At 61.0% G+C, this 21,247-nt stretch carries 21 protein-coding genes and 1 tRNA gene; 7 read left to right on the top strand and 15 right to left on the bottom strand.

Translation table 11 applies throughout. The annotated features are described in order from the left end of the window. Positions 1 to 62: 62 nt before the first annotated feature. Genes RS9916_RS10300 through queC form a run of 3 tightly spaced genes read right to left on the bottom strand, consistent with a single transcriptional unit; the run spans position 63 to position 2,937 of the window. Positions 63 to 908, bottom strand: a complete 846-nt coding sequence (locus tag RS9916_RS10300) for an aminotransferase class IV (RefSeq protein WP_007099342.1) — start codon at positions 906 to 908, stop codon at positions 63 to 65. Next, positions 905 to 2,263, bottom strand: coding sequence for an anthranilate synthase component I family protein (locus tag RS9916_RS10295; RefSeq protein ID WP_007099341.1), 1,359 nt, complete (start codon positions 2,261 to 2,263; stop codon positions 905 to 907). Before RS9916_RS10295 ends, RS9916_RS10300 begins: the two co-directional genes overlap by 4 nt. Next, positions 2,260 to 2,937, bottom strand: a complete 678-nt coding sequence (gene queC / locus RS9916_RS10290) for a 7-cyano-7-deazaguanine synthase QueC (RefSeq protein ID WP_038024507.1) — start codon at positions 2,935 to 2,937, stop codon at positions 2,260 to 2,262. Before queC ends, RS9916_RS10295 begins: the two co-directional genes overlap by 4 nt. 27 nt (positions 2,938 to 2,964) lie before the next feature. Here queC and RS9916_RS10285 point away from each other — a divergent pair, with 27 nt between their 5' ends. Further along, the gene (locus RS9916_RS10285) at positions 2,965 to 3,489 is read left to right on the top strand and encodes an ecotin family protein (protein WP_007099339.1); all 525 of its coding nucleotides are present in this window, start codon (positions 2,965 to 2,967) and stop codon (positions 3,487 to 3,489) included. Positions 3,490 to 3,530: 41 nt separating this feature from the next. On the opposite strand, the gene RS9916_RS13565 is transcribed toward RS9916_RS10285, so the two are convergent. The 7 genes from RS9916_RS13565 to gcvT all read right to left on the bottom strand — a co-directional run bounded on the left by RS9916_RS13565 (position 3,531) and on the right by gcvT (position 15,086). Beyond that, the gene (locus RS9916_RS13565) at positions 3,531 to 7,481 is read right to left on the bottom strand and encodes a S8 family serine peptidase (protein WP_007099338.1); all 3,951 of its coding nucleotides are present in this window, start codon (positions 7,479 to 7,481) and stop codon (positions 3,531 to 3,533) included. Between the two features lie 517 nt (positions 7,482 to 7,998). After that, positions 7,999 to 8,607, bottom strand: a complete 609-nt coding sequence (locus RS9916_RS10275; protein ID WP_007099337.1) for a 7-carboxy-7-deazaguanine synthase QueE — start codon at positions 8,605 to 8,607, stop codon at positions 7,999 to 8,001. Next, entirely contained in the window at positions 8,604 to 10,262 is a 1,659-nt protein-coding gene (locus RS9916_RS10270) for a CTP synthase (RefSeq protein WP_007099336.1), read from the bottom strand. Before RS9916_RS10270 ends, RS9916_RS10275 begins: the two co-directional genes overlap by 4 nt. Before the next feature lie 53 nt (positions 10,263 to 10,315). Continuing rightward, a complete protein-coding gene (locus RS9916_RS10265) occupies positions 10,316 to 10,798 on the bottom strand; it encodes a Dps family protein (RefSeq protein WP_007099335.1) in 483 nt (160 codons plus the stop codon). Positions 10,799 to 10,870: 72 nt separating this feature from the next. Further along, positions 10,871 to 12,001 (bottom strand): RNA polymerase sigma factor, RpoD/SigA family, encoded by a 1,131-nt coding sequence (locus tag RS9916_RS10260; RefSeq protein WP_038023636.1) that lies wholly within the window; start codon positions 11,999 to 12,001, stop codon positions 10,871 to 10,873. Between the two features lie 94 nt (positions 12,002 to 12,095). Then, positions 12,096 to 13,931 carry an aspartate--tRNA ligase gene (gene aspS, locus RS9916_RS10255; protein ID WP_007099333.1) on the bottom strand — a complete coding sequence of 612 codons (1,836 nt, stop codon included), beginning with the start codon at positions 13,929 to 13,931 and terminating at the stop codon, positions 12,096 to 12,098. Between the two features lie 60 nt (positions 13,932 to 13,991). Next, positions 13,992 to 15,086, bottom strand: coding sequence for a glycine cleavage system aminomethyltransferase GcvT (gene gcvT, locus RS9916_RS10250; RefSeq protein ID WP_007099332.1), 1,095 nt, complete (start codon positions 15,084 to 15,086; stop codon positions 13,992 to 13,994). Positions 15,087 to 15,225: 139 nt separating this feature from the next. On the opposite strand from gcvT, the gene RS9916_RS10245 reads away from it, so the two are divergent. Together RS9916_RS10245 and RS9916_RS10240 are read left to right on the top strand one after the other, a co-directional pair. Continuing rightward, entirely contained in the window at positions 15,226 to 15,459 is a 234-nt protein-coding gene (locus RS9916_RS10245; protein ID WP_156777527.1) for a hypothetical protein, read from the top strand. A 93-nt stretch (positions 15,460 to 15,552) separates the two neighbouring features. Further along, complete coding sequence (locus tag RS9916_RS10240) at positions 15,553 to 15,954, top strand: Crp/Fnr family transcriptional regulator (RefSeq protein ID WP_007099330.1); 402 nt, start codon at positions 15,553 to 15,555, stop codon at positions 15,952 to 15,954. Here the strand turns inward: RS9916_RS10240 and speB are convergent. Both speB and speE read right to left on the bottom strand, forming a co-directional pair. Beyond that, a complete protein-coding gene (gene speB / locus RS9916_RS10235) occupies positions 15,948 to 16,865 on the bottom strand; it encodes an agmatinase (RefSeq protein WP_007099329.1) in 918 nt (305 codons plus the stop codon). The two genes, RS9916_RS10240 and speB, sit on opposite strands and share 7 nt — an antisense overlap. Then, positions 16,862 to 17,725 carry a polyamine aminopropyltransferase gene (speE, locus tag RS9916_RS10230; RefSeq protein WP_007099328.1) on the bottom strand — a complete coding sequence of 288 codons (864 nt, stop codon included), beginning with the start codon at positions 17,723 to 17,725 and terminating at the stop codon, positions 16,862 to 16,864. The genes speB and speE overlap by 4 nt, the downstream gene beginning before the upstream one ends. 156 nt (positions 17,726 to 17,881) lie before the next feature. On the opposite strand from speE, the gene RS9916_RS10225 reads away from it, so the two are divergent. Continuing rightward, the gene (locus tag RS9916_RS10225; RefSeq protein ID WP_156777526.1) at positions 17,882 to 18,592 is read left to right on the top strand and encodes a hypothetical protein; all 711 of its coding nucleotides are present in this window, start codon (positions 17,882 to 17,884) and stop codon (positions 18,590 to 18,592) included. On the opposite strand, the gene RS9916_RS15315 is transcribed toward RS9916_RS10225, so the two are convergent. Next, entirely contained in the window at positions 18,576 to 18,704 is a 129-nt protein-coding gene (locus RS9916_RS15315; protein WP_007099326.1) for a hypothetical protein, read from the bottom strand. The two genes, RS9916_RS10225 and RS9916_RS15315, sit on opposite strands and share 17 nt — an antisense overlap. Before the next feature lie 116 nt (positions 18,705 to 18,820). On the opposite strand from RS9916_RS15315, the gene arfB reads away from it, so the two are divergent. Together arfB and RS9916_RS14935 are read left to right on the top strand one after the other, a co-directional pair. Then, positions 18,821 to 19,255 (top strand): alternative ribosome rescue aminoacyl-tRNA hydrolase ArfB, encoded by a 435-nt coding sequence (gene arfB / locus RS9916_RS10220; RefSeq protein WP_038023633.1) that lies wholly within the window; start codon positions 18,821 to 18,823, stop codon positions 19,253 to 19,255. 54 nt (positions 19,256 to 19,309) lie between these two features. Then, positions 19,310 to 19,483, top strand: coding sequence for a hypothetical protein (locus tag RS9916_RS14935; RefSeq protein ID WP_198003419.1), 174 nt, complete (start codon positions 19,310 to 19,312; stop codon positions 19,481 to 19,483). Between the two features lie 46 nt (positions 19,484 to 19,529). On the opposite strand, the gene mazG is transcribed toward RS9916_RS14935, so the two are convergent. Next, positions 19,530 to 20,366 carry a nucleoside triphosphate pyrophosphohydrolase gene (gene mazG / locus RS9916_RS10215; protein WP_007099323.1) on the bottom strand — a complete coding sequence of 279 codons (837 nt, stop codon included), beginning with the start codon at positions 20,364 to 20,366 and terminating at the stop codon, positions 19,530 to 19,532. 31 nt (positions 20,367 to 20,397) lie between these two features. Next, the gene (locus tag RS9916_RS10210; RefSeq protein ID WP_007099322.1) at positions 20,398 to 20,922 is read right to left on the bottom strand and encodes a metal-binding protein; all 525 of its coding nucleotides are present in this window, start codon (positions 20,920 to 20,922) and stop codon (positions 20,398 to 20,400) included. Between the two features lie 25 nt (positions 20,923 to 20,947). Here RS9916_RS10210 and RS9916_RS10205 point away from each other — a divergent pair. After that, positions 20,948 to 21,019 (top strand) — tRNA-Val (locus RS9916_RS10205). Positions 21,020 to 21,247 lie beyond the last annotated feature (228 nt).

Raw genomic sequence — 21,247 nt, 5'->3', positions numbered from 1 at the left:
GGCCGTGGGCTTGCATTCGCCACATTGTGACACTGTTGCGTGTCAAAAATGCGTTAACGCCGTTACTGGCTCGTGCTGTTTTTCAAAAGGCTGGCCCAGAGTGTTTCGGGCTGGATGGTGGTGGCCAAAGCCTCGCCATCCACGGCGCTCACCACCCGGCAATCCAGGCTGTTGATCAGCAGCCATGCATCGCCGGGCTCTGGGCTGGAGTCGATGGTTTGTTCGCAGGCGAGGCCTCGCTCCAGCAGCTGCTGGCGCATCACCCCGGGGAGGCAACCGCTGCTCAGGGGTGGGGTCAGCCATTGCCCCTGTCGCTGCACCAACAGATTGGCGGTGCTCCCGCAGCACAGTTCACCGGTGGTGCTGAGTAGCAGAGCCTCGTCGGCACCCTGGTCGATCGCTTCGCGGCGTGCCTGAATCGATTGGCCGTAGGCGAAGGTTTTGACATGGCTCATTCGGCTGGAGGCGTTGCGTCGTTCATGGCGACTGATCCAGGTGCGTATGGGCGAGAAGCTGGGTTGGTGGGGGATGAGGGTGAGCCAGAAGCGGTGTAGGGCAGGATCCGGTTCGCCTGCGGGCATCTGAATGCCCCGGGCTCCGGCGCCATCACGGCTCCAGTTGAGACGCAGAGCGCCATAGCTGCCTGCGGTCTGCAACCCCGCCCGCTGGGTGGCTTCATCGATCAGGGGCTGGAGCACCGGGAGTGCCGGTGGTGCCGCCAGTCCCAGCAGAGCCGCTCCTTCGCACCAGCGCCGGTGATGGGCGTCCAGCAGTTGGGGTTCCCCGGTGCGGATCAGCACCGTTTCAAACAGGCCGTCGGCCAGTTGCAGACCGCGGTCGCTGAGGGGGAGGCTCAGCGCGTCGGGGGTGCCCCAATGGCCATCGATCCAGGCAACGGCTTGGCTCATGCCAGGGCCTCCAACAGGGGCACCAGCTTCCAGTCGAGTTCGTCGGCTTCGGCCTGGGGATCGGAGTCGGCCACGATGCCGCAGCCGGCATGCACCCGCAGCTGTTGGTCTTTGCGCAACACGGTGCGGATGAGGATGTTGCTGTCGAAGCGGCCATCCCAGTCGATGCGCAGCAGAGAGCCGCAGTACGGGCCGCGAGGACTGCCCTCAAGTTCGTTGATGCGCTGGCAGGCCCGCAGTTTCGGTGCGCCGCTGATGGAGCCTCCGGGCCAGCTGGCTTCCAGTAAGTCCACCCATGACGCGCCGTCCTTCAGTTGTCCGCTCACCACCGAGGTGAGGTGATGCACGCGGGCATAGCTTTCCAGCCCTACCAGCTGGGGCACCTGCACAGACCCGGGCTTACACACCCGCCCTAAGTCATTGCGCAGCAGGTCGACGATCATCACGTTCTCGGCGCGGTCCTTGCTGCTGCTCACCAGTTCAGCGGCGTTGCCGGCATCACGCACGGCATCGGGATCGCGAGGACGGGTGCCTTTGATCGGCCTGGTTTCTACACGGCCATTGGCTTGCACTTCCAGAAAGCGTTCGGGGGAGGTGGAGAGCAGCGCTTCGCCTGCAGCTTCTCCTCCGGCGACCACCAGGCCCGCGAACGGCGCTGGGCAGCGGGCTCGCAGGCGCAGAAAGAGGCTGAGGCTGGTGTGTTCCGCAGCAATGGGACTTTCCGCGCAGGCGGTGAGGTTGGCCTGGAAAATGTCGCCACTGGCAATCAGCTCGCGGATCCGGGCCACACCGCCAGCAAAGGCCTCGCGGCTGGTGCGGCGGCTCCAGCGGGTGTTGAGCGAACTGGGAGGCTTTGCTGCTGTTGGGTTGTTGCCTTGCGGGAGTGCTTGCAGCCAGGCGGCCATGGCGGCATGGCGTTGGGGGTCAGCTCCCTCCAGCCACAGCTGTTGCTCCTGCAGATCGAGGCGCAGCACCGGGTCATGGCGGGCGATCCAGAGGCTGGCCATCACATCACTCCGCCAGGGGTTGCTCGGCTCGCTCCAGGCGGCAGCGTCGTAGCTGAGCCAGCCGGTCCAGTGCCCTGGTTTGAGCTGACGCAATTGCGCAAACGGATTGCGGGCGCCGGGTTCTCCTGGCAAGCCTCGGCACCAGTGCTGCTCCACTGGATCGGCGGCCAGGGTGATCCAGCGCCCCAGATCACTGCCATCGCCATCCAGCCAGATCAGCCCGTGCTCACCCCAGGTGTTGGCCAAGGCTTCGGCGAGCTGTGCAGGTTCCAGCCAGGGGAGCTCCAGCCGCAGTGGTGCAGCACTGGAATGCCCTGGGGCATCAGCAGCAGTGGATCGCTGCGTCAATGGCTGTTGCTGCAGAGATCGGGCCGGCCGGCTGCTCGCAGGGCGTCATCGCGGATGCGGCAGCTGTCGCACACCCCGCAGGGTTGGGCGCCACCGCTGTAGCAACTCCAGGTCTGATCGATCGGCACCTGCAGGCGCAGCGCTTCTTCCACGATGGTTTGTTTGCTCCAGGTCACCAGAGGAGCCCAGAGCTGGGGACCATGGCCTTCGCGCCCTACTTTGCTGCTCAGGTCAGCCAGGGTCTGGAAGGCGGCGAGATAGTCGGGCCGGCAATCGGGGTAACCGGAGTAGTCGACGGCGTTCACTCCGAGCACGATGCGATCGGCACCACGGGCCTCCGCCAGGCTCAACCCAATGCTGATGAATACCGTGTTGCGGCCAGGCACATAGGTGCTGGGGATGACGCCTTCTTCCACGCCATCTGTGGGGATCTCTTGCTGGGTGTCGGTGAGGGATGAGCCTCCCCAGCTGGCCAGGTTCACCGCAATCGTGTGGTGTTCTGCGAGGCCCAGGGTGTTGGCCAGGGCCGCGGCGGCGTCCAGTTCACGGCGATGGCGCTGGCCGTAATCGAAGGAGAGGCCGATCACCCGGTGACCCGCTTCCAGGGCCAGGGCCGCAGCGGTGGCGGAATCAAGGCCACCGGAGAGCAGGGCAATCGCGGTTGAATCGGTCATGCTGGGCATTCTGTTGCCGCGCGGGTCATGGCCAAGGCTCTGCTTCAGCTGTTGTCGGTTGTGGGCCTGGCGGCGGCAACGCCGGTGGCGGCGATTCCACGCCTTGATCTCAGCGGTTATCCCGCGCCTGAAGCTGGTTTGCAGCGTTGGGTGATTCAGCCATCCGGGTTGCTTCCCAAGAGCACTGACCCCCTGATCTCCTCGAACCCCCACGATTGGCGGGTGCAGCTGATCGTGGGCCAAGAGGTGATGGTCGACTGCAACAACACCTGGCTCTCCGGCCCGGGGTTAACCATGACGCGGGTGCGTTCAGCGGCCGGCAAGGCGCTGTTTTCACTCAAAGGCCCACTGGTGGTGATGAGCACGCGGATGGCGTGCCCGAAAGACCAACAGCGCAAGCGCAGTTTCCTCAGCCTGGGTAAACAGCCCTATCTGGTGCCCTACAACGCGTCGTGGCCGATCGTGGTTGATCTGCCTCACGGTGTGAAGCTGCGCTGGAGGGTGTGGAAGGCGGAGACGAAGCAGGTGGAGGGGATAATGATGATCAAGTAAAATTTAGTTAGATATGAATAAGCTGATTCAATAAAAAAATATTAATTAATGAGTTTATCTTGGTTGAAATCAGTTTGGAAGAATGATTCATAGCCGAGAGTCATCATTTTTTCTCTTGACTGCCATCCGGAGCCGTTGGTGATGATTCCATCTGAGTTTGTATCCCAAATGTAGAAGTTATTTTCGTGAGAGGAGTCTCCATCGAGGAGAACTTTGAAGCCGGAGCCATAGGCTTTTGCGGCGATGACATCCCAAGACTGCGAGTATGAATCAGAGTAAGTCGTGCCAGACGAACTTTTGAGAGTTAAGGCTTGGCCATTGTTGTAGATGTGGTAGGTAGAGGTATTGTCTACGAGCCCATTGTTGTCAATGTCAGTGATGCCTGTGATGCCATCTTGGTTGAAATCAGTTTGGAAGAATGATTCATAGCCGAGAGTCATCATTTTTTCTCTTGACTGCCATCCGGAGCCGTTGGTGATGATTCCATCTGAGTTTGTATCCCAAATGTAGAAGTTATTTTCGTGAGAGGAGTCTCCATCGAGGAGAACTTTGAAGCCGGAGCCATAGGCTTTTGCGGCGATGACATCCCAAGACTGCGAGTATGAATCAGAGTAAGTCGTGCCAGACGAACTTTTGAGAGTTAAGGCTTGGCCATTGTTGTAGATGTGGTAGGTAGAGGTATTGTCTACGAGCCCATTGTTGTCAATGTCAGTGATGCCTGTGATGCCATCTTGGTTGAAATCAGTTTGGAAGAATGATTCATAGCCGAGAGTCATCATTTTTTCTCTTGACTGCCATCCGGAGCCGTTGGTGATGATTCCATCTGAGTTTGTATCCCAAATGTAGAAGTTATTTTCGTGAGAGGAGTCTCCATCGAGGAGAACTTTGAAGCCGGAGCCATAGGCTTTTGCGGCGATGACATCCCAAGACTGCGAGTATGAATCAGAGTAAGTCGTGCCAGACGAACTTTTGAGAGTTAAGGCTTGGCCATTGTTGTAGATGTGGTAGGTAGAGGTATTGTCTACGAGCCCATTGTTGTCAATGTCAGTGATGCCTGTGATGCCATCTTGGTTGAAATCAGTTTGGAAGAATGATTCATAGCCGAGAGTCATCATTTTTTCTCTTGACTGCCATCCGGAGCCGTTGGTGATGATTCCATCTGAGTTTGTATCCCAAATGTAGAAGTTATTTTCGTGAGAGGAGTCTCCATCGAGGAGAACTTTGAAGCCGGAGCCATAGGCTTTTGCGGCGATGACATCCCAAGACTGCGAGTATGAATCAGAGTAAGTCGTGCCAGACGAACTTTTGAGAGTTAAGGCTTGGCCATTGTTGTAGATGTGGTAGGTAGAGGTATTGTCTACGAGCCCATTGTTGTCAATGTCAGTGATGCCTGTGATGCCATCTTGGTTGAAATCAGTTTGGAAGAATGATTCATAGCCGAGAGTCATCATTTTTTCTCTTGACTGCCATCCGGAGCCGTTGGTGATGATTCCATCTGAGTTTGTATCCCAAATGTAGAAGTTATTTTCGTGAGAGGAGTCTCCATCGAGGAGAACTTTGAAGCCGGAGCCATAGGCTTTTGCGGCGATGACATCCCAAGACTGCGAGTATGGATCAGAGTAAGTCGTGCCAGACGAACTTTTGAGAGTTAAGGCTTGGCCATTGTTGTAGATGTGGTAGGTAGAGGTATTGTCTACGAGCCCATTGTTGTCAATGTCAGTGATGCCTGTGATGCCATCTTGGTTGAAATCAGTTTGGAAGAATGATTCATAGCCGAGAGTCATCATTTTTTCTCTTGACTGCCATCCGGAGCCGTTGGTGATGATTCCATCTGAGTTTGTATCCCAAATGTAGAAGTTATTTTCGTGAGAGGAGTCTCCATCGAGGAGAACTTTGAAGCCGGAGCCATAGGCTTTTGCGGCGATGACATCCCAAGACTGCGAGTATGAATCAGAGTAAGTCGTGCCAGACGAACTTTTGAGAGTTAAGGCTTGGCCATTGCTATAGATTTGATAATAAGGTCTGTTGTCTACGAGCCCATCTTTGTCAATGTCTTTTGTTGTCCATTGAATTTTAAAGTCTGAAACTTCTAGTGTTGAGTTAAATAGTGCGTCTAAGGCATCAAGAACGCCTATTGAAAAAGAAAGGTCTCCTGAATTGGACCCATTGAAATCTTGCTCTGTTAGTGTGTGTGAAAATACACCATTCTTGCTGCTCTCTGTTGAATTGTGTTGTCCTGCGGATGTAATTGTGAATGCTTTGTTATTCACGGCGTAAAATGCAAAGTCATTGTATGGGGGAGCATCATCTGACTTGAATGAGTAGGCGAAGCTGATTGTGTCGCCTGCGCCCGCAAGTCCTTGAACAAGGATGGCAGATCCTTCTACCGCATCAATTGATTCTTTTGTGCCATTCAATGTTGAGTCCAAGCTTCCACTTGTTAGCCCTAATTTCATTTCTAGTTCGTTCTGCTTAATAGAGCCCTTTCCATTTGATATCGTGATGATTTTTTCTTTGTGCGCTGCTCCATAAAATGAGTAAATATAGTTGTGATCTTTTTGTCCGGGCCGATGTGGTTGAGATCCTGCTCCATCAGTTTTGATGTGTGCAAATGGGTCGCTTTGACCGCTACTTGCTGCTTTCACCATCTCTCCTTCTTCGATTCCTCCTATCAGCAGCAGCCCCGCTACATGCGGTGCTGCCATCGAGGTCCCGCTTAGGTAGGCAAGTTGTCCACCTTGGTGATACGAATAGATGCCAACGCCAGGCGCTGCAACATCTACATCGTCGCCGCCACTTTGGTCGTCCCAATTGGACCACCAGGGCATTTGATAAACGTTGTCGACTGCTGAAACTGTGTAGACGTTTTCGTGATCACCTGCGCTAGCTGGTGAGTAGTAGTCGGCGTCATCGCCGCTGTTGCCAGCAGCAATGGCGAATTTGATGCCTTGATTGGCTGCGTTTTTAACGGCCTGATCGAGGCCAGCGCTATAGCCGCCCCCAAGGCTCATGTTGATCACCACCTTCGACTTGTCCAAGCCGTTGTTGTTGATCACGTGAGTGGCGTGATTGATGGCATCAATGATGGTGCTGTAGCTTGCTCCTCCGCCAGTGCTGTCGAAGACCTTTAGTGAGATAACCTCAGCTCCAGGCGCGACTCCAACGACCCCTTTGTCATTCGCGAGCGCTGCGATCGTGCCCGCCACGTGGGTGCCGTGACCGTTGCCATCGGTGAAGGCGCTTTCGCCGCTGATCCAGCTTTTGGACCAGCTGGTGTTGATGTTGAGGTCGCCTGTGGTGTTGAGAACACCGGAATCGATCACAAAGGCGTAGGTGCCGGTACCGATGTTTCCCCTAGCTGAGACGTCTTCGCCGCCCCAGACGGCTTTAACGCCATAGGGCAGCACTTCACCGCTGTTGGCGGTGCCGTTGTTGTAGATCGGCAGCGCGCTGAGCTCAATCGCATTGGGCCCGCGAAGACTTTGCCCAGGGTTCAGAAGCGGGCTCTGCTGATGAACCCAGACCTGCTCCAAGCGCACTGCTTGGTTGAGAGGATCTCGAGAATGTTCAAGCCACGCTGAGTGTCTTTGAGGTGGGCTTGGTGAAAGCGTTGAGCCGCCATTGGCGGGTTGCACCTCAACCGGTGGGCTAAAGGGCATGGGGCGGTCGGCCTCCACGCTCTTGATGCCCGGACTTTGTTTCAGGGCTTCTGCTTGCTCTGGGGTGAGCAGAATGCTGAAGCCGTTGATGGCGTCGTAGGAGCGACTGGGTGTTGTGGTGATGCCCGCGGCTTTGAGTGCTTTTGCTGATCTGCTGCTCAGGCTTGCATCGGAATCATTGCCTGCAAAAAAGACGTAATGCTCTTGCTTGCCAGCGTTTGCCCTGCCTTGGGCGAGATCGAAGGCTGGAGGAGAGGCCGACGCCTGGTCAAGCGCGTGCTCGCTTCTGGGGCGCAGCCATCGAAGGGTGAGAAGCTCTAGCAGGTTGTTCATGGCTCGCTTCTCCGCTGGTTGCTATGGCTGCTTGAGGCGCTTTGTTCGGTTGCGGCAAGTATAGATGTATCAGCCTCTGGCTTCCCCGGTGAAGATGTGCTTTCCGTTTGAGGCGCCTCTTGGCCTATCTCTGCTTTAGCGCTGGTGAGCGTTCGAGGGCCCAGTTTGAATATTTAATTTCTTGGGAGAGGATTCAGGTTGGCGGCCATGGCTCTTCTCAATGCCTTCGTTCACTTTCGTGGCGTTTGTCTGTCTGTTGCTGGGCTTGGGGTGTGAGGTTTCTGAAAATTCTCTGAGTTTCTCTGATCCCAATTTCTTGGGTCATTCTGCTTACGCTAATTGCTGGATTTCTGGGGTAAAAAGTTCAGGGGATTGTGGCTGTGTTGATGGTTGGTCAATTGCTTTCGCTTGTCTTGTGCTGCCCATGGTCTGACTGAATCGCGTCACAACCCATCAACGGCACCGTTCGTTTGCCTCGTTGTTCGGATCGTTGATCCGTCGCCGTGATCTCAGCGCTTCAGCGCACCTGCAGCCACTTGTGGCTTTGCAGGCTCAAGCGCCAGCGCGGATGGTGTTGGGCGTAGTTGATCGCTAGCTGTTGGCCTTTCTCGCTTTGCCAGCCCGGTTGCAGCAACCAGCTGGCCTGGGGTGCCTGAGAGGCGGCCACTTCGGCAAACAGCAGGTCGTTGGGTTCATGCACCACCACCTTCAGTTCGTGGCATGCCCTGAGCACCTCCGCCCGTGGTGGGCTGTGGCGTTTGGGCGACAGGGTGATCCAGTCGGGGGTGCCGCTCAGTGGATCCACGCCGCTGGTTTCGATGTGAATCGGCAGCGTGCAGGCTGTGCGGATTGCGCCTGTGAGCCCGTCCAGGTTGTGGTGCAGCGGTTCTCCGCCGGTGATCACCACAAAGGCTGCACCGGCTTGTCCGGCTGCAGCCGCTTCAGCAGCCAGGCTGTCCACGCTCTGCAGGGGGTGTGAGCTCTGGGGCCAGGAGTGTTTGGTGTCGCACCAGCTGCAGCCCACGTTGCAGCCCGCCAGCCGGATGAAGAAGGCACTGCGGCCGGCATGGAGCCCTTCCCCCTGGAGGGAATGAAAGGTCTCCACAACCGGCAGCTGCTGGCTCAAAGGCTGGTGCTAGTGGTCGCCTGTTCGGCCTGTCGCAGGGCCTCGCTTGGGCTGGACGGCAGCCGCTGCTGGGCCGCTTCGATCAGGCCGCGGAACAGGGGATGGGGTTGACCCGGCCGGGAGAGGAATTCGGGGTGGTACTGGCAGGCCGTGAAGAAGGGATGCCCGGGCAGTTCGATCAGTTCCACCAGGCGGCCATCGGGGGACGTGCCGCTGATGCGGTAGCCGGATTCCAGGAACAGGTTGCGGTAGGCGTTGTTGAACTCGTAGCGGTGGCGGTGGCGCTCATAGACCACCTCATCGGCGTAGAGCCGCTCCGCCATCGTTCCTTCCGCGATGCGGCAGGGATAAACCCCCAGGCGCATGGTGCCGCCCAGATCCACCACGTCCTGCTGCTCGGGCAGCAGGTGAATCACCGGATGGGGCGTCTCGGGATCGAGCTCGGCGCTGGAGGCGCCGGTGAGGCCGGCTTGGTTGCGGGCCCACTCGATCACGGCGGTTTGCATGCCCAGGCAGAGGCCGAGGAAGGGCACCCGTTGCTCGCGGGCCCAGCGAATCGCTGCCACCTTGCCGTCGACGCCGCGGTTGCCGAAGCCCCCGGGCACCACCACCGCATCCATGCCCTTCAGGAGCGTGTCGGCACCATCGCTTTCGATCTGCTCGGCGCAGATCCAGTGCAGATCCAGGGAGGCGTCCTGGGCGATGCAGGCGTGGCGCAGGGCCTCCACCACCGAGAGGTAGGCATCGTTGAGTTGCACGTATTTGCCAACCAGGGCCACCTTCACGGTGGGGCCGGGGTTGCGCAGTTTGTGCACCAGCTGGGCCCAGCTGGTCATGTCGCTGTCGTGGTCCTGCAGCTGGAGCACATCCAGCACTTCGCGGCAGAGACCCTCCTCTTCCAGCGTCAGCGGCACCGCATAGATGCTGTCGGCATCCAGTGATGGGATCACGGCCCGCTGGGGCACGCCGCAGAAGCCGCCGATCTTGCGCTTCAGCTCGTCGTTGATGTCGCGGTCGCTGCGGCACACCAGCACGTCGGGCTGAATGCCGATCGAGCGCAGCTCCTTCACGGAGTGCTGGGTGGGCTTGGTTTTCAGCTCACCGGATGTGCCGATGTAGGGCAGCAGGGTGACGTGGATGTAGGCCAGGTCGTTGCGGCCCACATCGCCTCGGAATTCGCGGATGGCCTCGAGGAAGGGCAGCGATTCGATGTCACCCACGGTGCCGCCGATCTCGGTGATCACCACATCGGCGCCGCTGTTGGAGGCCACCCGGTGAATGCGCTCGCGGATCTCACCGGTGATGTGGGGGATCACCTGCACGGTGCCGCCGTTGTAGTCGCCGCGGCGTTCCTTGTTGATCACCGACTGGTAGATCGAGCCGGTGGTCACGCTGTTGAGGCGTGACATGGCCGTGTCGGTGAAGCGTTCGTAGTGGCCCAAGTCGAGGTCGGTCTCGGCGCCGTCTTCGGTGACGAACACCTCACCGTGCTGGAACGGGCTCATCGTGCCCGGGTCCACATTCAAGTAAGGATCCAGCTTCAGGATCGAGACGCTGTAGCCCCGTGCCTTCAGCAGCCGTCCGAGGCTGGCGGCCACGATCCCCTTCCCGATGCTGGAAACAACACCACCGGTGACGAAGACGAATTTGGCCATAACTCCCCGGGCGACTCTTCAATGTACCGAGCGCCGGACTGGAGCAAGGGGGGTTAACCCTCCAGCAGGCTCCTCAGCATCCAGGCGGTTTTTTCGTGCACTTGCAGCCGCTGGGTGAGCAGGTCAGCGGTGGGTTCATCGCTGGCTGCATTGGCCAGGGCGTAGATGCTGCGGGCGGTGCGGGCCACCGCTTCATGGCCGCTCACCAGTTCCCGCACCATGTCGAGGGCGGCGGGTTGCTGCTCCGCTTCTGCGATTGAGGCCAGATTGGCCAGGGTGCTGCCGCCATGGGGTGCCACCACGCCCAGGGCCCGGATGCGCTCGGCGATTACATCCAGGGCATTCCAGAGCTCGGTGTATTGCTCCATGAACATCAGATGGAGCGTGTTGAACATGGGCCCGGTCACGTTCCAGTGGAAGCCGTGGGTTTTGCCGTACAGCACGTAGGTGTCGGCCAGCAGCCGAGCCAGGCCAGCAGCGATGGCCTGGCGCTGATCGCCGGGAATGCCGATGTCGATGGCTGGCGTGGTGGTCATCGCTGCTCCTCCGCGGGCTTGCCCCTGCTTTAGCCATGGGCTGCGAGATGGGGCAGCGTCGCGGCTATTCCCTCAGGATTCGAGCCCGAGGATGTAGTCGCGCACCTTGCTGCGCCGTTGGGGTTGGCGCAGCTTCAGCAGGGCACGGGTTTCGATCTGCCGCACCCGTTCGCGCGATAGCCCCATGGTTTCGCCGATTTCCGCCAGGGTGAGGGGTGTGTCGTCCTCCAGTCCGAAGCGGCGCCGGATCACCTCGGCTTCTCGGGCGGTGAGTTCACCCAGCAGCTCTTCCAGGTCGCTGTGGAGCGAGTTTTTGGTGAGCGTCTGCTCCGGAGTGGCGTGGCAGTCTTCCAGCAGATCCCCCAGCTGGGTGTCTTGGTCTTTGCCCACCCGGGTCTCCAACGACACCGAGCGCGGCACCCGCATCAGGGTCAGGCGCACGGTCTCTTCGCTGATCCCGAGTGCGCGGGAGAGATCGCTGATCGATGCGATCCGGCCTTCGTTGGTGGCGATCTCCTGCTGCACCTTCTTGATGCGGTTGAGTTTTTCGGTGACATGCACCGGTAACCGGATCGTGCGGCTTTGGGTGGCGATGGCCCGGGTGATCCCTTGGCGGATCCACCAGTAGGCGTAGGTGCTGAAGCGGAAGCCACGGGTGGGGTCGAATTTTTCCACCGCTCGCTCCAGCCCCAGGGTTCCCTCCTGCACCAGATCAAGTAGTTCGAGGCCGCGCTGCTGATACTTCTTGGCCACGGTGACCACCAGGCGCAGGTTGGCCTGGATCATGCGGTCACGGGCGCGGCGCCCTTCTCGCAGCCGTTTCTGCAGCTCTTTGCTTTCCAGAGCGCTGTGATCCGACCAGATGCCGTAACCCTCGCGCAACACCGTGGTCAGTTGCTCCTGGGTGAGGCCTGCTGCTTCGGCCCACTCCTTTTTGGTGGGCCAGTGGCAGACGTGATTGGCTTCTCGCTGCTGCAGTTGCTCCAGCTCCAACAGCCGTTGGATGGTGGGGTGCTCACCGGCCAGGGCCCGTTCCTCCGCCAGCAGAACCTCGCGTTGCTGCACCTGCCGGGCCAGCAGAACCTCCTCTTCATTGGTGAGCAGGTCGACCCGGCCGATGTCCTGCAGGTAGAGGCGCAGAAGATCGTTGCCGCTGCCAGTGCGCACGCGGGACGGACCCGTCGATCGCGAACTGGTGGTCAAAGGGGGCTCCCTCGGGGAATGCCCTCAGGGTTCAGCCCGATTCGACTTGCTCATCGGAATGAGCGGAATCTATTCGGGTTCGCTGAGCGTTTGCTCAATCCTCCTCATCCGCTTTGGGATCAACCCAGGTGCTGGCGACATGCAGCTCTTCGAGCTGCTTGCCTGCGACCCCAGCGGGGGCTGCGGTCATCAGGCAGCGGGCCTGCTGGGTTTTGGGGAAGGCGATCGTGTCGCGGATCGATTCCTCACCGGCCAGCAGCATCACCATGCGGTCGAGGCCAAAGGCCAGGCCACCGTGCGGAGGGGCACCCATGTCGAGGGCTTCGATCAGGAAGCCGAACTGCTCCTGGGCTTCCTCCAGGGGCAGACCCACGGTCTGCAGCACCTGGCGCTGCAGCGCGGAATCGTGGATACGCAGCGAGCCGCCGCCCAGCTCGAGGCCATTGAGCACCAGGTCGTAGGCCTGGGCGCGGGCTCCGGGCAGGGTGTTGGCCCATTGGTCCGCATCGCTGCCGAGGTCGTCGGTGTTGGGGGCGCAGAAGGGGTGGTGCAGCGCTTCGTAGCGGTTTTCGTCGCTGTTGAATTCGAACATCGGGAAATCCACCACCCAGAGGAAATTCCACTGATCGTTGTCCTGGTCGGGTTTGACCATGCCCAGTTCGCGGGCCAGGTACTGCCGCACCCGGTCGAGGGCTTTGTTCACCGTGGCGGTATCGCCGGCGCCAAAAAGGATCAAGGTGCCGGGCTCCGCGCCGGTGCGGCTCAGCAGTTCAGCCTTCTGCTCCTCGCTGAGGTTGTCTTTGATGGCGCCGATGCTGTCGATTTCACCGCCGTCGCGCACACGGATGAAGGCCAGGCCGCCGGCGCCAGCCTGCTGGGCCTCACTGAACACATCACCACCGGGCTTGATGCGCACGTTCGACACCGCATCGTTGCCGCCAGGCACGGCGATGCACTTCACCGACCCGCCGTTTTTCACGGCGCCGCTGAACACCTTGAAGCCCATGTCCTTGACGATGTCGCTCACGTTGGTGAGCTCCATGCAGTAGCGGGTGTCGGGGCGGTCGGTGCCGTACCGCTCCATGGCGTCATGCCAGGTCATGCGGGGGAAGGGGCGAGGCAGCTCGATGCCCTTCACTGTTTTCCAGATCGAGCAGATCAGGCGCTCGTTGAGATCGAGGATCTCCTCCTGGCCCATGAAGCTCATCTCCATGTCCAGCTGGGTGAATTCCGGCTGACGATCAGCGCGCAGGTCTTCGTCGCGGAAGCAACGCGCCACTTGGTAGTACTTCTCGATGCCGCCCACCATCAGCAGCTGCTTGAACAGCTGGGGTGACTGGGGCAGAGCAAACCACTCACCACCGCAGACGCGGCTGGGAAGGATGTAGTCGCGGGCGCCTTCCGGGGTGGAGCGGGTGAGCACCGGGGTTTCCACCTCGATGAAACCTTCGTCTTCCAGGAAGCTGCGGGCGGTCTGGATCGTCTGGGCCCGTAGGCGCAGGTTGTCGTTCATGCGCTTGCGGCGCAGATCCAGATAGCGGTGGCGCAAGCGCAGTTCTTCGCGGGTGTTCTCCTCGTCGTGGATCGACACCGGGAAGGGCAGGTTGCCTTTTACGCCGTTGAGCACGGTGATGGCGCTAGCCAGCACTTCCACGTCGCCCGTGGCGAGGCGGTCGTTGAGGGATTCAGTAGGTCTGGCACGCACCTTGCCGCTCACCTGCAGCACGGTTTCGCTGCGCAGGTGTTCGGCCACCGCAAAGGCTTCGGCTCCCAGATCGGGGTCGACGGTGATCTGCACGGTGCCGCTCCGGTCGCGCAGGTCGATGAAGATCACCCCACCGTGATCGCGACGGCGATCCACCCAGCCGCAGAGCTTCACCTGCTCATCGATCTGCTGCTTGCGCAGGTCGCCGCATCCGTTGCTGCGCATGGGAGCCGTCGAAGGGGAATGAGAGGCGAGTTTCCCACAGGACCGACCGTGGGATTGGCCTCAGGCTGGGCGGCGGTAGAAGGGGCGCTTGACCACGGTGGCTGGATGGCGCTTGCCGCGGATCTCCACCGCCAGCTCGGTGCCCACCTTGGCGAGGGCCTTGGGCACATACCCCAGGCCAATGCCCGCCTCCAGGCAAGGGGACCATCCGCCGCTGCTCACCGTTCCCACGGTTTGCTCGCCATCGAGGATCGGATAGTCGTGGCGGGGAATGGCGCGGCCCTCCAGTCGTAATCCCACCAACTTGCGTTGGCTGCCTTGGTCGACTTCCTGCTCCAAAGCGGCCCGCCCGATGAAGTCCACGGGGTTCTCCAGGTGCACCAGCCAGCCCAGTCCTGCTTCAAGTGGGCTGGTGGTCGTGTCCATGTCGTTGCCATAGAGATGCATGGCCGCCTCCAGGCGCAGGCTGTCGCGGGCGCCCAGACCGCAGGGGGTGACCCCCGCGTTGAGCAACTGGCTCCAGAGTTGACGGCCAGCGTCGTGGGGCAGCAGCAGCTCAAAGCCGTCTTCGCCGGTGTAACCGGTGCGGGCCACCAACACGTCGACGCCCAGGGCGGGTAGGGGCAGCATCCGCTGCCCGAAGCGGGGCAGTTCCGCCAGGCTGGTGCCGCTCAGGCCTTCGAGCACCCGTTGGGCGTCAGGGCCTTGCAGGGCCAAAAGCACGCCATCTTCTTTTTCGTCGCTGATGCTGATGCCGCTACCGCTGAGCTGCTGCTCCAGCCAGGCGCGGTCGCTGTCGGCACAGGCGGCATTGATGACTGCCAGCACCGTGTCGTCGCCCATGTCGTAGACGATCAGATCGTCGAGGATGCCGCCCGTTTCATTGAGCAGCACCGTGTAGCAGGCCTGGCCGGGGCCGATGCGGTGCAGATCGGTGGGCACCAGTTTTTGCAGGGCATCTTTGGGGTTGGGTCCGCTGAAGCGCAGGACGCCCATATGGGAGATGTCGAAGACCCCCACCGCCTGGCGCACGGCGGTGTGTTCCGCCACCAGGCCGGAAAACTGCACCGCCATCTCCCAGCCGGCAAAGGGCACCATCCGTCCGTTTGCCGCTTGGGAGAGGTCGTGGAGGGGGGTGCGCTTGAGGTCGGTCACGGGGGCGTGTCCAGGTTGGGCGAATCTTATGGAGGCCAAAGCCACCGCAGGGAAACGGAAGCAAAGCCGGAGATTCGACCCCTTGCGTGGTTCGTTTGGGTCAGCGTCCTTACCTTGAGCGTCCTCTCTTAGATCGTTGTTGTCTGAGGCCTGCTGCCAGAGCTGCCAGCACTGCACGGCATCCACCAGTGGGGCCAGTGGCCCGCTTGTGGGTTGGTGCCGCCTGCGCCGGCTGCCGGTGCATGCAGAGCTGGCTCGGGTCGCTTGGTGTCACCACTGGACGCCGAGGGCTCCAGCTCTTCCTGAGCTTCAGGGCAGTGATCAACCGTTGCCCCCCAGCGGCCGTCAGCTGGAGCTGACCCCTCGGGATTAAGTTTTTCTCAAGCTGGCTTTCATGTTGCGTGCGTCACGAGCTTTTTGGCTTAAGCGCGTGAGAATTGGCTTCTAGAAATTCAATTTTTCCTTTTTGCTTCCACCCAGCACGCTGCCGACACCTGTTGAGCTGTTCGCTGATCAGCAGGATGGCGACCTGCTCACCTATCCAACCGGTGGTCTGGTGTTTCGTGTGGGCGACCCCGTTGATGCCATCTATGCCCTTCAGCGCGGCATGGTGGAGCTCAGTACTGAGGGAGAGCCTGGAAAGCTGCGCTACAGCGCTGGCGAGATTTTCAGTTACGAAGACCTTGCGGGTTCACGCCTCGTCCACAGCCATGACGCCACGGCTCTGACCCCTGTGGAGGTGGTGCGGTTGCCGAAGGCGCGATTTGTGGAGCTGATCCTCCGACATCCCACCATCGTGCTGGCCTTGTTGGAGCGCCAGCACAGCCGACTGCGGGAGCAGCGCCTAGAGGCGCGCCACTACTACTGATTCCCTTCGTTGCTGAGCAGCATCAGCAGGCTGCGGGTCACCTTGCTGGCCAGCACGCTGCTGATTCCGGTCGGATCCAGTTGTGGGGCCAGTTCCACCACGTCGGCGGCCACCAGCTGATGCTCTTGCAGCACCTCGATCAGGGCGGCGAAGTGGGGCCAGAGGAAGCCGCCGGGTTCAGGAGTGCCGGTGCCGGGCATCACCGCCGGGTCGAACCAGTCGAGATCCACGGTGAGATAGAGCGGCTTGCCCTGATGGGGGGCTAAAGCCTGCCGCAGGCTGGCCGCCAGGGTGGTGCTGTCCTGGTCGGGCCGGTGGTGGATCAGGCGCTGGGTCTGGGCGAGTTCCTGGAATTCCTCGCGTGTGCCACTGCGGATCGCCAGTTGCAGCAGCTGGCCGCTGGGGAGCACCTCCAGACAGCGGCGCATGGCGCAGGCATGGCTGTGGCGGGCCCCCAGCCAGCTGTCGCGCAGATCGGCGTGGGCGTCGAGCTGAAGCAGCACCAGATCGGGATGCTGCTCGGCGACGGCGCCGACGGCACCGCTGCTGATCGAGTGCTCACCTCCAAGCATCAGGGGTTTGAGCCCCAGGTCGAGCACCTGGCGGGTGGCGCGATGCACGGCGGCCACCACCGGTTCCGGGGCGCCGAACGGAATGTCGACGGCGCCGAGGTCGGCATAGGCCAGATCCTCGAGGTCGATCTGCAGCTGGGGGCAGTAGCTCTCCAGGCCGTTGCTCACATCACGCACGGCGGCCGGCCCAAAGCGGGTGCCGGGGCGGAAGGAGGTGGTGCCGTCGTAGGGCACGCCAAACAGACCCACCTGGCAGCCGCTGGGATCGCGGCGGGCGCCCATGTAGATGGCGCCTTCGCGGTCAAACAAGGTGTCGAGATCGATGCTTGGGCTGGTCATCCGTTCAGCTCCCGGTCCATGAAGGCGGGCACGGCATCAAAGGCACCCCGTTGCCAACGTGGGCTCCAGATCTCGCATCCTGATGCGATGGCTGCGGCGCGTTCGGGTAGCGGTTGGCGGTAGCGCGGCCCATCGCTTGCGGCAAAGGTCCAGCTCCACCAGCCGCTGGGATACATCGGCACCCAGCCGTAGAGGGGGTCGGCATGGCCGAACAGCTCCCGGATCAGTTTCACGGTGTCGAGGTGCACCTGGCGAAAGGCTTCCGGGGATTCGCTCTGGGTCGCGAAGACGCCCCCGGGCTTGAGGATGCGTTTGCAGTGATTGAAAAAGGCGCGATTGAACAGGCCTTCCGCGGGGCCTGCCGGATCGGAACCATCCACCAGCACCACGTCGTACGACCCATCAGCCGCTTCAGCGGCCCAGGCAATGCCATCACCCACGTGCAAGTGGAAGCGGGGATCACTCCAGCAGCCTCCGCCGATGCTGGGCAGGTGCTGCTGGCTGAGTTCCACCACCCGACCGTCGATCTCCACCATGTCGAGGTGCTGCACGCCGGCGTGTCGCAGGCACTCCCGCGCTGTGCCGCCGTCGCCTCCGCCGATCACCAGCACCCGCTCGATCGAGGCAGCGGAGCACAGGGCGGGATGCACCAGGGATTCGTGGTAATGCCGTTCTTGCCGTTCGGCGGTCATCCAGCAGCCATCGAGCAGCAAACCGTTCCCGTAGCGCTCGCTTTCGATCACGGTGATGCGTTGGAACGAGCTGGTTTCCTCCACCAGCACCCGGCCTTCCAGGCCGTAGCGCACGCCGTTGTGGTGCTCATCGATCCAGCCGCCGTTGGGCTGGGCTGCGCTGCTCATGGGCCGCTGGTGCTCAGGTCATTGCGTCTTCCAGCTAAAACCAGCGCCGGCCGGTTGTTGATCAAGTCCTGTCTGGCTAATTCCTGTCGGGCCAATGTCGCTCTGGCCGAATCCTGGCTCGCCCGTAAGCATGGCAAGAGCCGCAGAGATCAACCCATGGGACTGCTGCAACGTCTGTTGTCGGTGTTTGAGGACAAGCGGGAGCTGTTGGATGTCACCCGTTTCGACCATCCCGTGGCGCTGCAGGTGTCCTGGGCACCCCTTGTGCGGGGTGGCTCGAATTTCTGCACGCACCGAGCCGAGATCCGCAACAGCTTGAGTGGCTCAGAGTTGGTGTTCAAGACCTCCCTGGGTGCCTATGCGTTTTGCATCCTGTTGATGGCGGTGGGGGTGATCGCTTTGGCCGCTGTTGTGGGAGTCTCGGTGTTTGAGTCAGCAGCTGGGGCGCCCGGAATCGGTCTGTTTGCGCTGATGCCCTGTGTCTTTCTGGCAATCGGAGGGCTTGCGCTGTGGTCGTTCCGCCGCAAGGAGGCGCGGTTCGAGCAGTACACCGGCCAGTTCATTCAAGGGGCCACAAAGCACAGCCTTCGGGATGTGGAGGCCATTCAGCTGATTCGCGAGTACGTGCGTGGTGACAAGAGTTCCTACTACAGCTACGAACTCAACCTGGTGCGTCGTGATGGCAGTCGCCTGAACGTGACCGACCACGGTTCATTGCGGCTGATCCGTGAGGACGCTGGTGTGTTGGCCCGTTATCTCAATCGTCCGGTCTGGGATGCCATCGACTACCGCATTCCTGATCAGCGGCAGGGCATCGATTCCAAAGCCGACACCCTGACGCGGAATCTGTTCACCAACCGGGGGTGAGCTGCTGCTTGACCCCTTCATGGGTCATTTCAATTTCCGCAGCGGCTTGCCTGGCCTCGTAAATGGCCCAGCTCTGGAGGCAGAGCACCGTCAGAACGAGGAAACGCAGCACCAGAACTAGGTGTGAATTTATCGCTTGACACTACCCGTGGTGCAGGCGAGTGATTGTGTTGGTGGCTGCCAAACAGTCGTTTGCTGACACATTGGGCTGGCTGCCAGGGTGGAGCCATGGCTCAGGATCTGCCCGTTAATGCGCGCTTGGTGATCCCTGCCGCGGAGTTGCAGTGGCGTTTTTCACGGGCTTCGGGGCCCGGAGGGCAAGGGGTGAACACCACGGATTCGCGGGTGGAGTTGGTGTTTGATCTGGAGCGTTCTCGGGTGTTGGGGCCTTTTCGGCGTGAGCGGCTGCGGGAGGCGTTGGGTGGCCGGTTAGTGGATGGGTGTGTGCGCGTTGTCGCCGCAGAAGAGCGCTCCCAGTGGCAGAACCGCCAGCGAGCCTTGGTGCGGCTTGGGGATCTGCTGCGGGAGGGTCTGAAGCCACCGCCGCCCCAGCGCAAGCCCACGCGCCCGGGTCGCGCGGCGGTGCGGCGGCGGCTGGAGGCCAAGGGCCGTCGCAGTGCACTCAAGCAATCCCGCAGGCAGCGCCCCTCCATGGAGGAGTAGTGGCGGCTTAGTTAACCCTTGGTTAACGTGAGGTGAAGGTTCGAGGGAGAGAGCATGGATTCCACCCCACATCGGACAGTGCGACGGCTTGTGCGCCTGATGTCGCTTGAGGAGCGAGCACGCCTTTGCAAGACCCGTGCGGATGCGCAGGCCTGCATCCGTCGTGCGGAGGCCACCAAGCAGAAGCTTTGGGGGCAGACCGATCAGGCCCTCGACTCTCATTTCTGAACACAGCGCCTTCTGCTTCTGCGTGCATCACAGGCATTTGCTGGGCTTAAGGCTGTTGTTGTTCCTCCCGGATCGCAGCCTTGGCTTGCTGCCATAGGCCCTCCAGTTCCTTGATGCTGCGGCCTTGGAGATTGCCTTCGAGCGCCGCTTCCACCCTTGAGAAGCGATCGAGAAAACGGTGGTTGGTGCCCGCCAGGCCGGATTCCGGATCGATGTCGCACCAGCGCGCCACATTCACCAGGGTGAACAGCAGGTCACCCAGTTCTTCCTGGGCATGGGCCTTGTCGCCGGACGCCACAGCTTCCTTGAGCTCATCGAGCTCTTCGTGCACCTTGTCCCACACCCCAGCCATGTCGTCCCACTCAAAGCCGGCTTTGGCCGCTTTCTTGGAGATGGTCATCGCTCCGGCGAGGGCGGGCTGACCACGCACCTTCCCCGCCAGTTGATCGCTGAGGGGGCTGGCGCTTGGGATTTGGTCGCCGCGTTCCGCCGCTTTGATGGCCTCCCAGCTGCGGCGCACCGCTTCGCTGTCGCTGGCTTCGCCACCGGCGAACACGTGGGGGTGGCGGCGAATCAACTTGTCGCTGATCGTCTCGGCAACGGCATTGAGGTCAAAACGGTTGTCTTCACCGGCGATGCGGGCATGCAGCACCACTTGCAGCAGTAGATCGCCGAGTTCCTCCTTGAGATGGCTGTCATCGCCATAGCGAATGGCATCCGCCACTTCGTGGGCTTCTTCCAGCACGTAGGGCACCAACGACTGGTGGGTTTGTTCCAGGTCCCAGGGGCACCCCCCTTGCGGATCGCGCAGGCGGGCCACCACCTCCTCGAGTCGCCGCAGTGGGTCGGGATTTTGGGGTGCCGTCGAGCTGGGGTCGGCCATGGAAGGTGCGGATCGGCGTGGGCTCACCTTCTCATCGCCGAGGTCGCCTGCGCTTACGTCGCCGCCATTCCACGGGCATTGGGTCCCCGTCCAGCACCAGATGCAGCCAGACGCTGGCCTCGAGCCCGAGGGCGATCGCCAGCAGGCTGCGCGGCTGGGTCTGGGCGATGCGCACCAGCAGGGTGGACAGCTCGAAAGGGCTGGCGGTCTGAAGTCCGATCAGGGTTTGCAGCAACAGGCTCAGCAATAGCCATCCGAGAAGCGTGCAGCTCAGCACCCACAGCAGGCGCAGTGCCATGCCGATTAGGGGTCCGTGGGAGAACAGGGAACGGTGAGGCACCAGCTGCCGGTAGGGCCACCAGATCCAGCGCAGTGGTCCCCAGCGCTGCAAGGGCCTGGACAGGGTGTCGAGGTCGGGAGAGAGCCAGAGCCCTCCCACAACAAATGAGCCTGCTCCGATCAAACCCGCCTCAAGACCAAGCCACGGAGTGAGGATCAGGCCGAAGGGAATGCATGCCACCAACGTGGCCCGGTCATGGTCGCGGCCAAGGGCCATGGCGCTCAGGCAAGATGGAGGCTTCGGGCGATTAGCTCAGCGGTAGAGCACCTCCCTTACAAGGAGATTGTCACTGGTTCGATCCCAGTATCGCCCACTTTTTTGATGCCTCTGCTTTGCCCCATTGTTGTGGGGTGGGCTGGAGCGCTTGCGCAGACCAGGGTGACGACATTCGGTCGTGACCTGGGTTAGACACAAGGGATGAAAGTCCTCAACTGCAGCATTTGTGGGGTCAGGGTCGATATCCCTTCCCATGCCTCCGCTTATGTCGGTCACTCGGTGACTTGTTCGGTCTGTCTCTCCAAGCGATCCAGGGTTGACAAAG

Source organism: Synechococcus sp. RS9916 (assembly GCF_000153825.1).
Classification (GTDB): domain Bacteria; phylum Cyanobacteriota; class Cyanobacteriia; order PCC-6307; family Cyanobiaceae; genus Synechococcus_C.
This window is presented reverse-complemented; position numbering and strand designations above follow the sequence as displayed.

Bases quoted from the DNA above. Each gene is read 5' to 3' on its own strand.
- RS9916_RS10300 (WP_007099342.1), bottom strand. From the start codon at position 908: ATGAGCCAAGCCGTTGCCTGGATCGATGGCCATTGGGGCACCCCCGAC.
- queC (WP_038024507.1), bottom strand. From the start codon at position 2,937: ATGACCGATTCAACCGCGATTGCCCTGCTCTCCGGTGGCCTTGATTCC.
- RS9916_RS10285 (WP_007099339.1), top strand. From the start codon at position 2,965: ATGGCCAAGGCTCTGCTTCAGCTGTTGTCGGTTGTGGGCCTGGCGGCG.
- RS9916_RS13565 (WP_007099338.1), bottom strand. From the start codon at position 7,481: ATGAACAACCTGCTAGAGCTTCTCACCCTTCGATGGCTGCGCCCCAGA.
- RS9916_RS10270 (WP_007099336.1), bottom strand. From the start codon at position 10,262: ATGGCCAAATTCGTCTTCGTCACCGGTGGTGTTGTTTCCAGCATCGGG.
- RS9916_RS10265 (WP_007099335.1), bottom strand. From the start codon at position 10,798: ATGACCACCACGCCAGCCATCGACATCGGCATTCCCGGCGATCAGCGC.
- aspS (WP_007099333.1), bottom strand. From the start codon at position 13,931: ATGCGCAGCAACGGATGCGGCGACCTGCGCAAGCAGCAGATCGATGAG.
- speB (WP_007099329.1), bottom strand. From the start codon at position 16,865: ATGACCAGCCCAAGCATCGATCTCGACACCTTGTTTGACCGCGAAGGC.
- speE (WP_007099328.1), bottom strand. From the start codon at position 17,725: ATGAGCAGCGCAGCCCAGCCCAACGGCGGCTGGATCGATGAGCACCAC.
- RS9916_RS10225 (WP_156777526.1), top strand. From the start codon at position 17,882: ATGGGACTGCTGCAACGTCTGTTGTCGGTGTTTGAGGACAAGCGGGAG.
- arfB (WP_038023633.1), top strand. From the start codon at position 18,821: ATGGCTCAGGATCTGCCCGTTAATGCGCGCTTGGTGATCCCTGCCGCG.
- RS9916_RS14935 (WP_198003419.1), top strand. From the start codon at position 19,310: ATGGATTCCACCCCACATCGGACAGTGCGACGGCTTGTGCGCCTGATG.
- mazG (WP_007099323.1), bottom strand. From the start codon at position 20,366: ATGGCCGACCCCAGCTCGACGGCACCCCAAAATCCCGACCCACTGCGG.
- RS9916_RS10210 (WP_007099322.1), bottom strand. From the start codon at position 20,922: ATGGCCCTTGGCCGCGACCATGACCGGGCCACGTTGGTGGCATGCATT.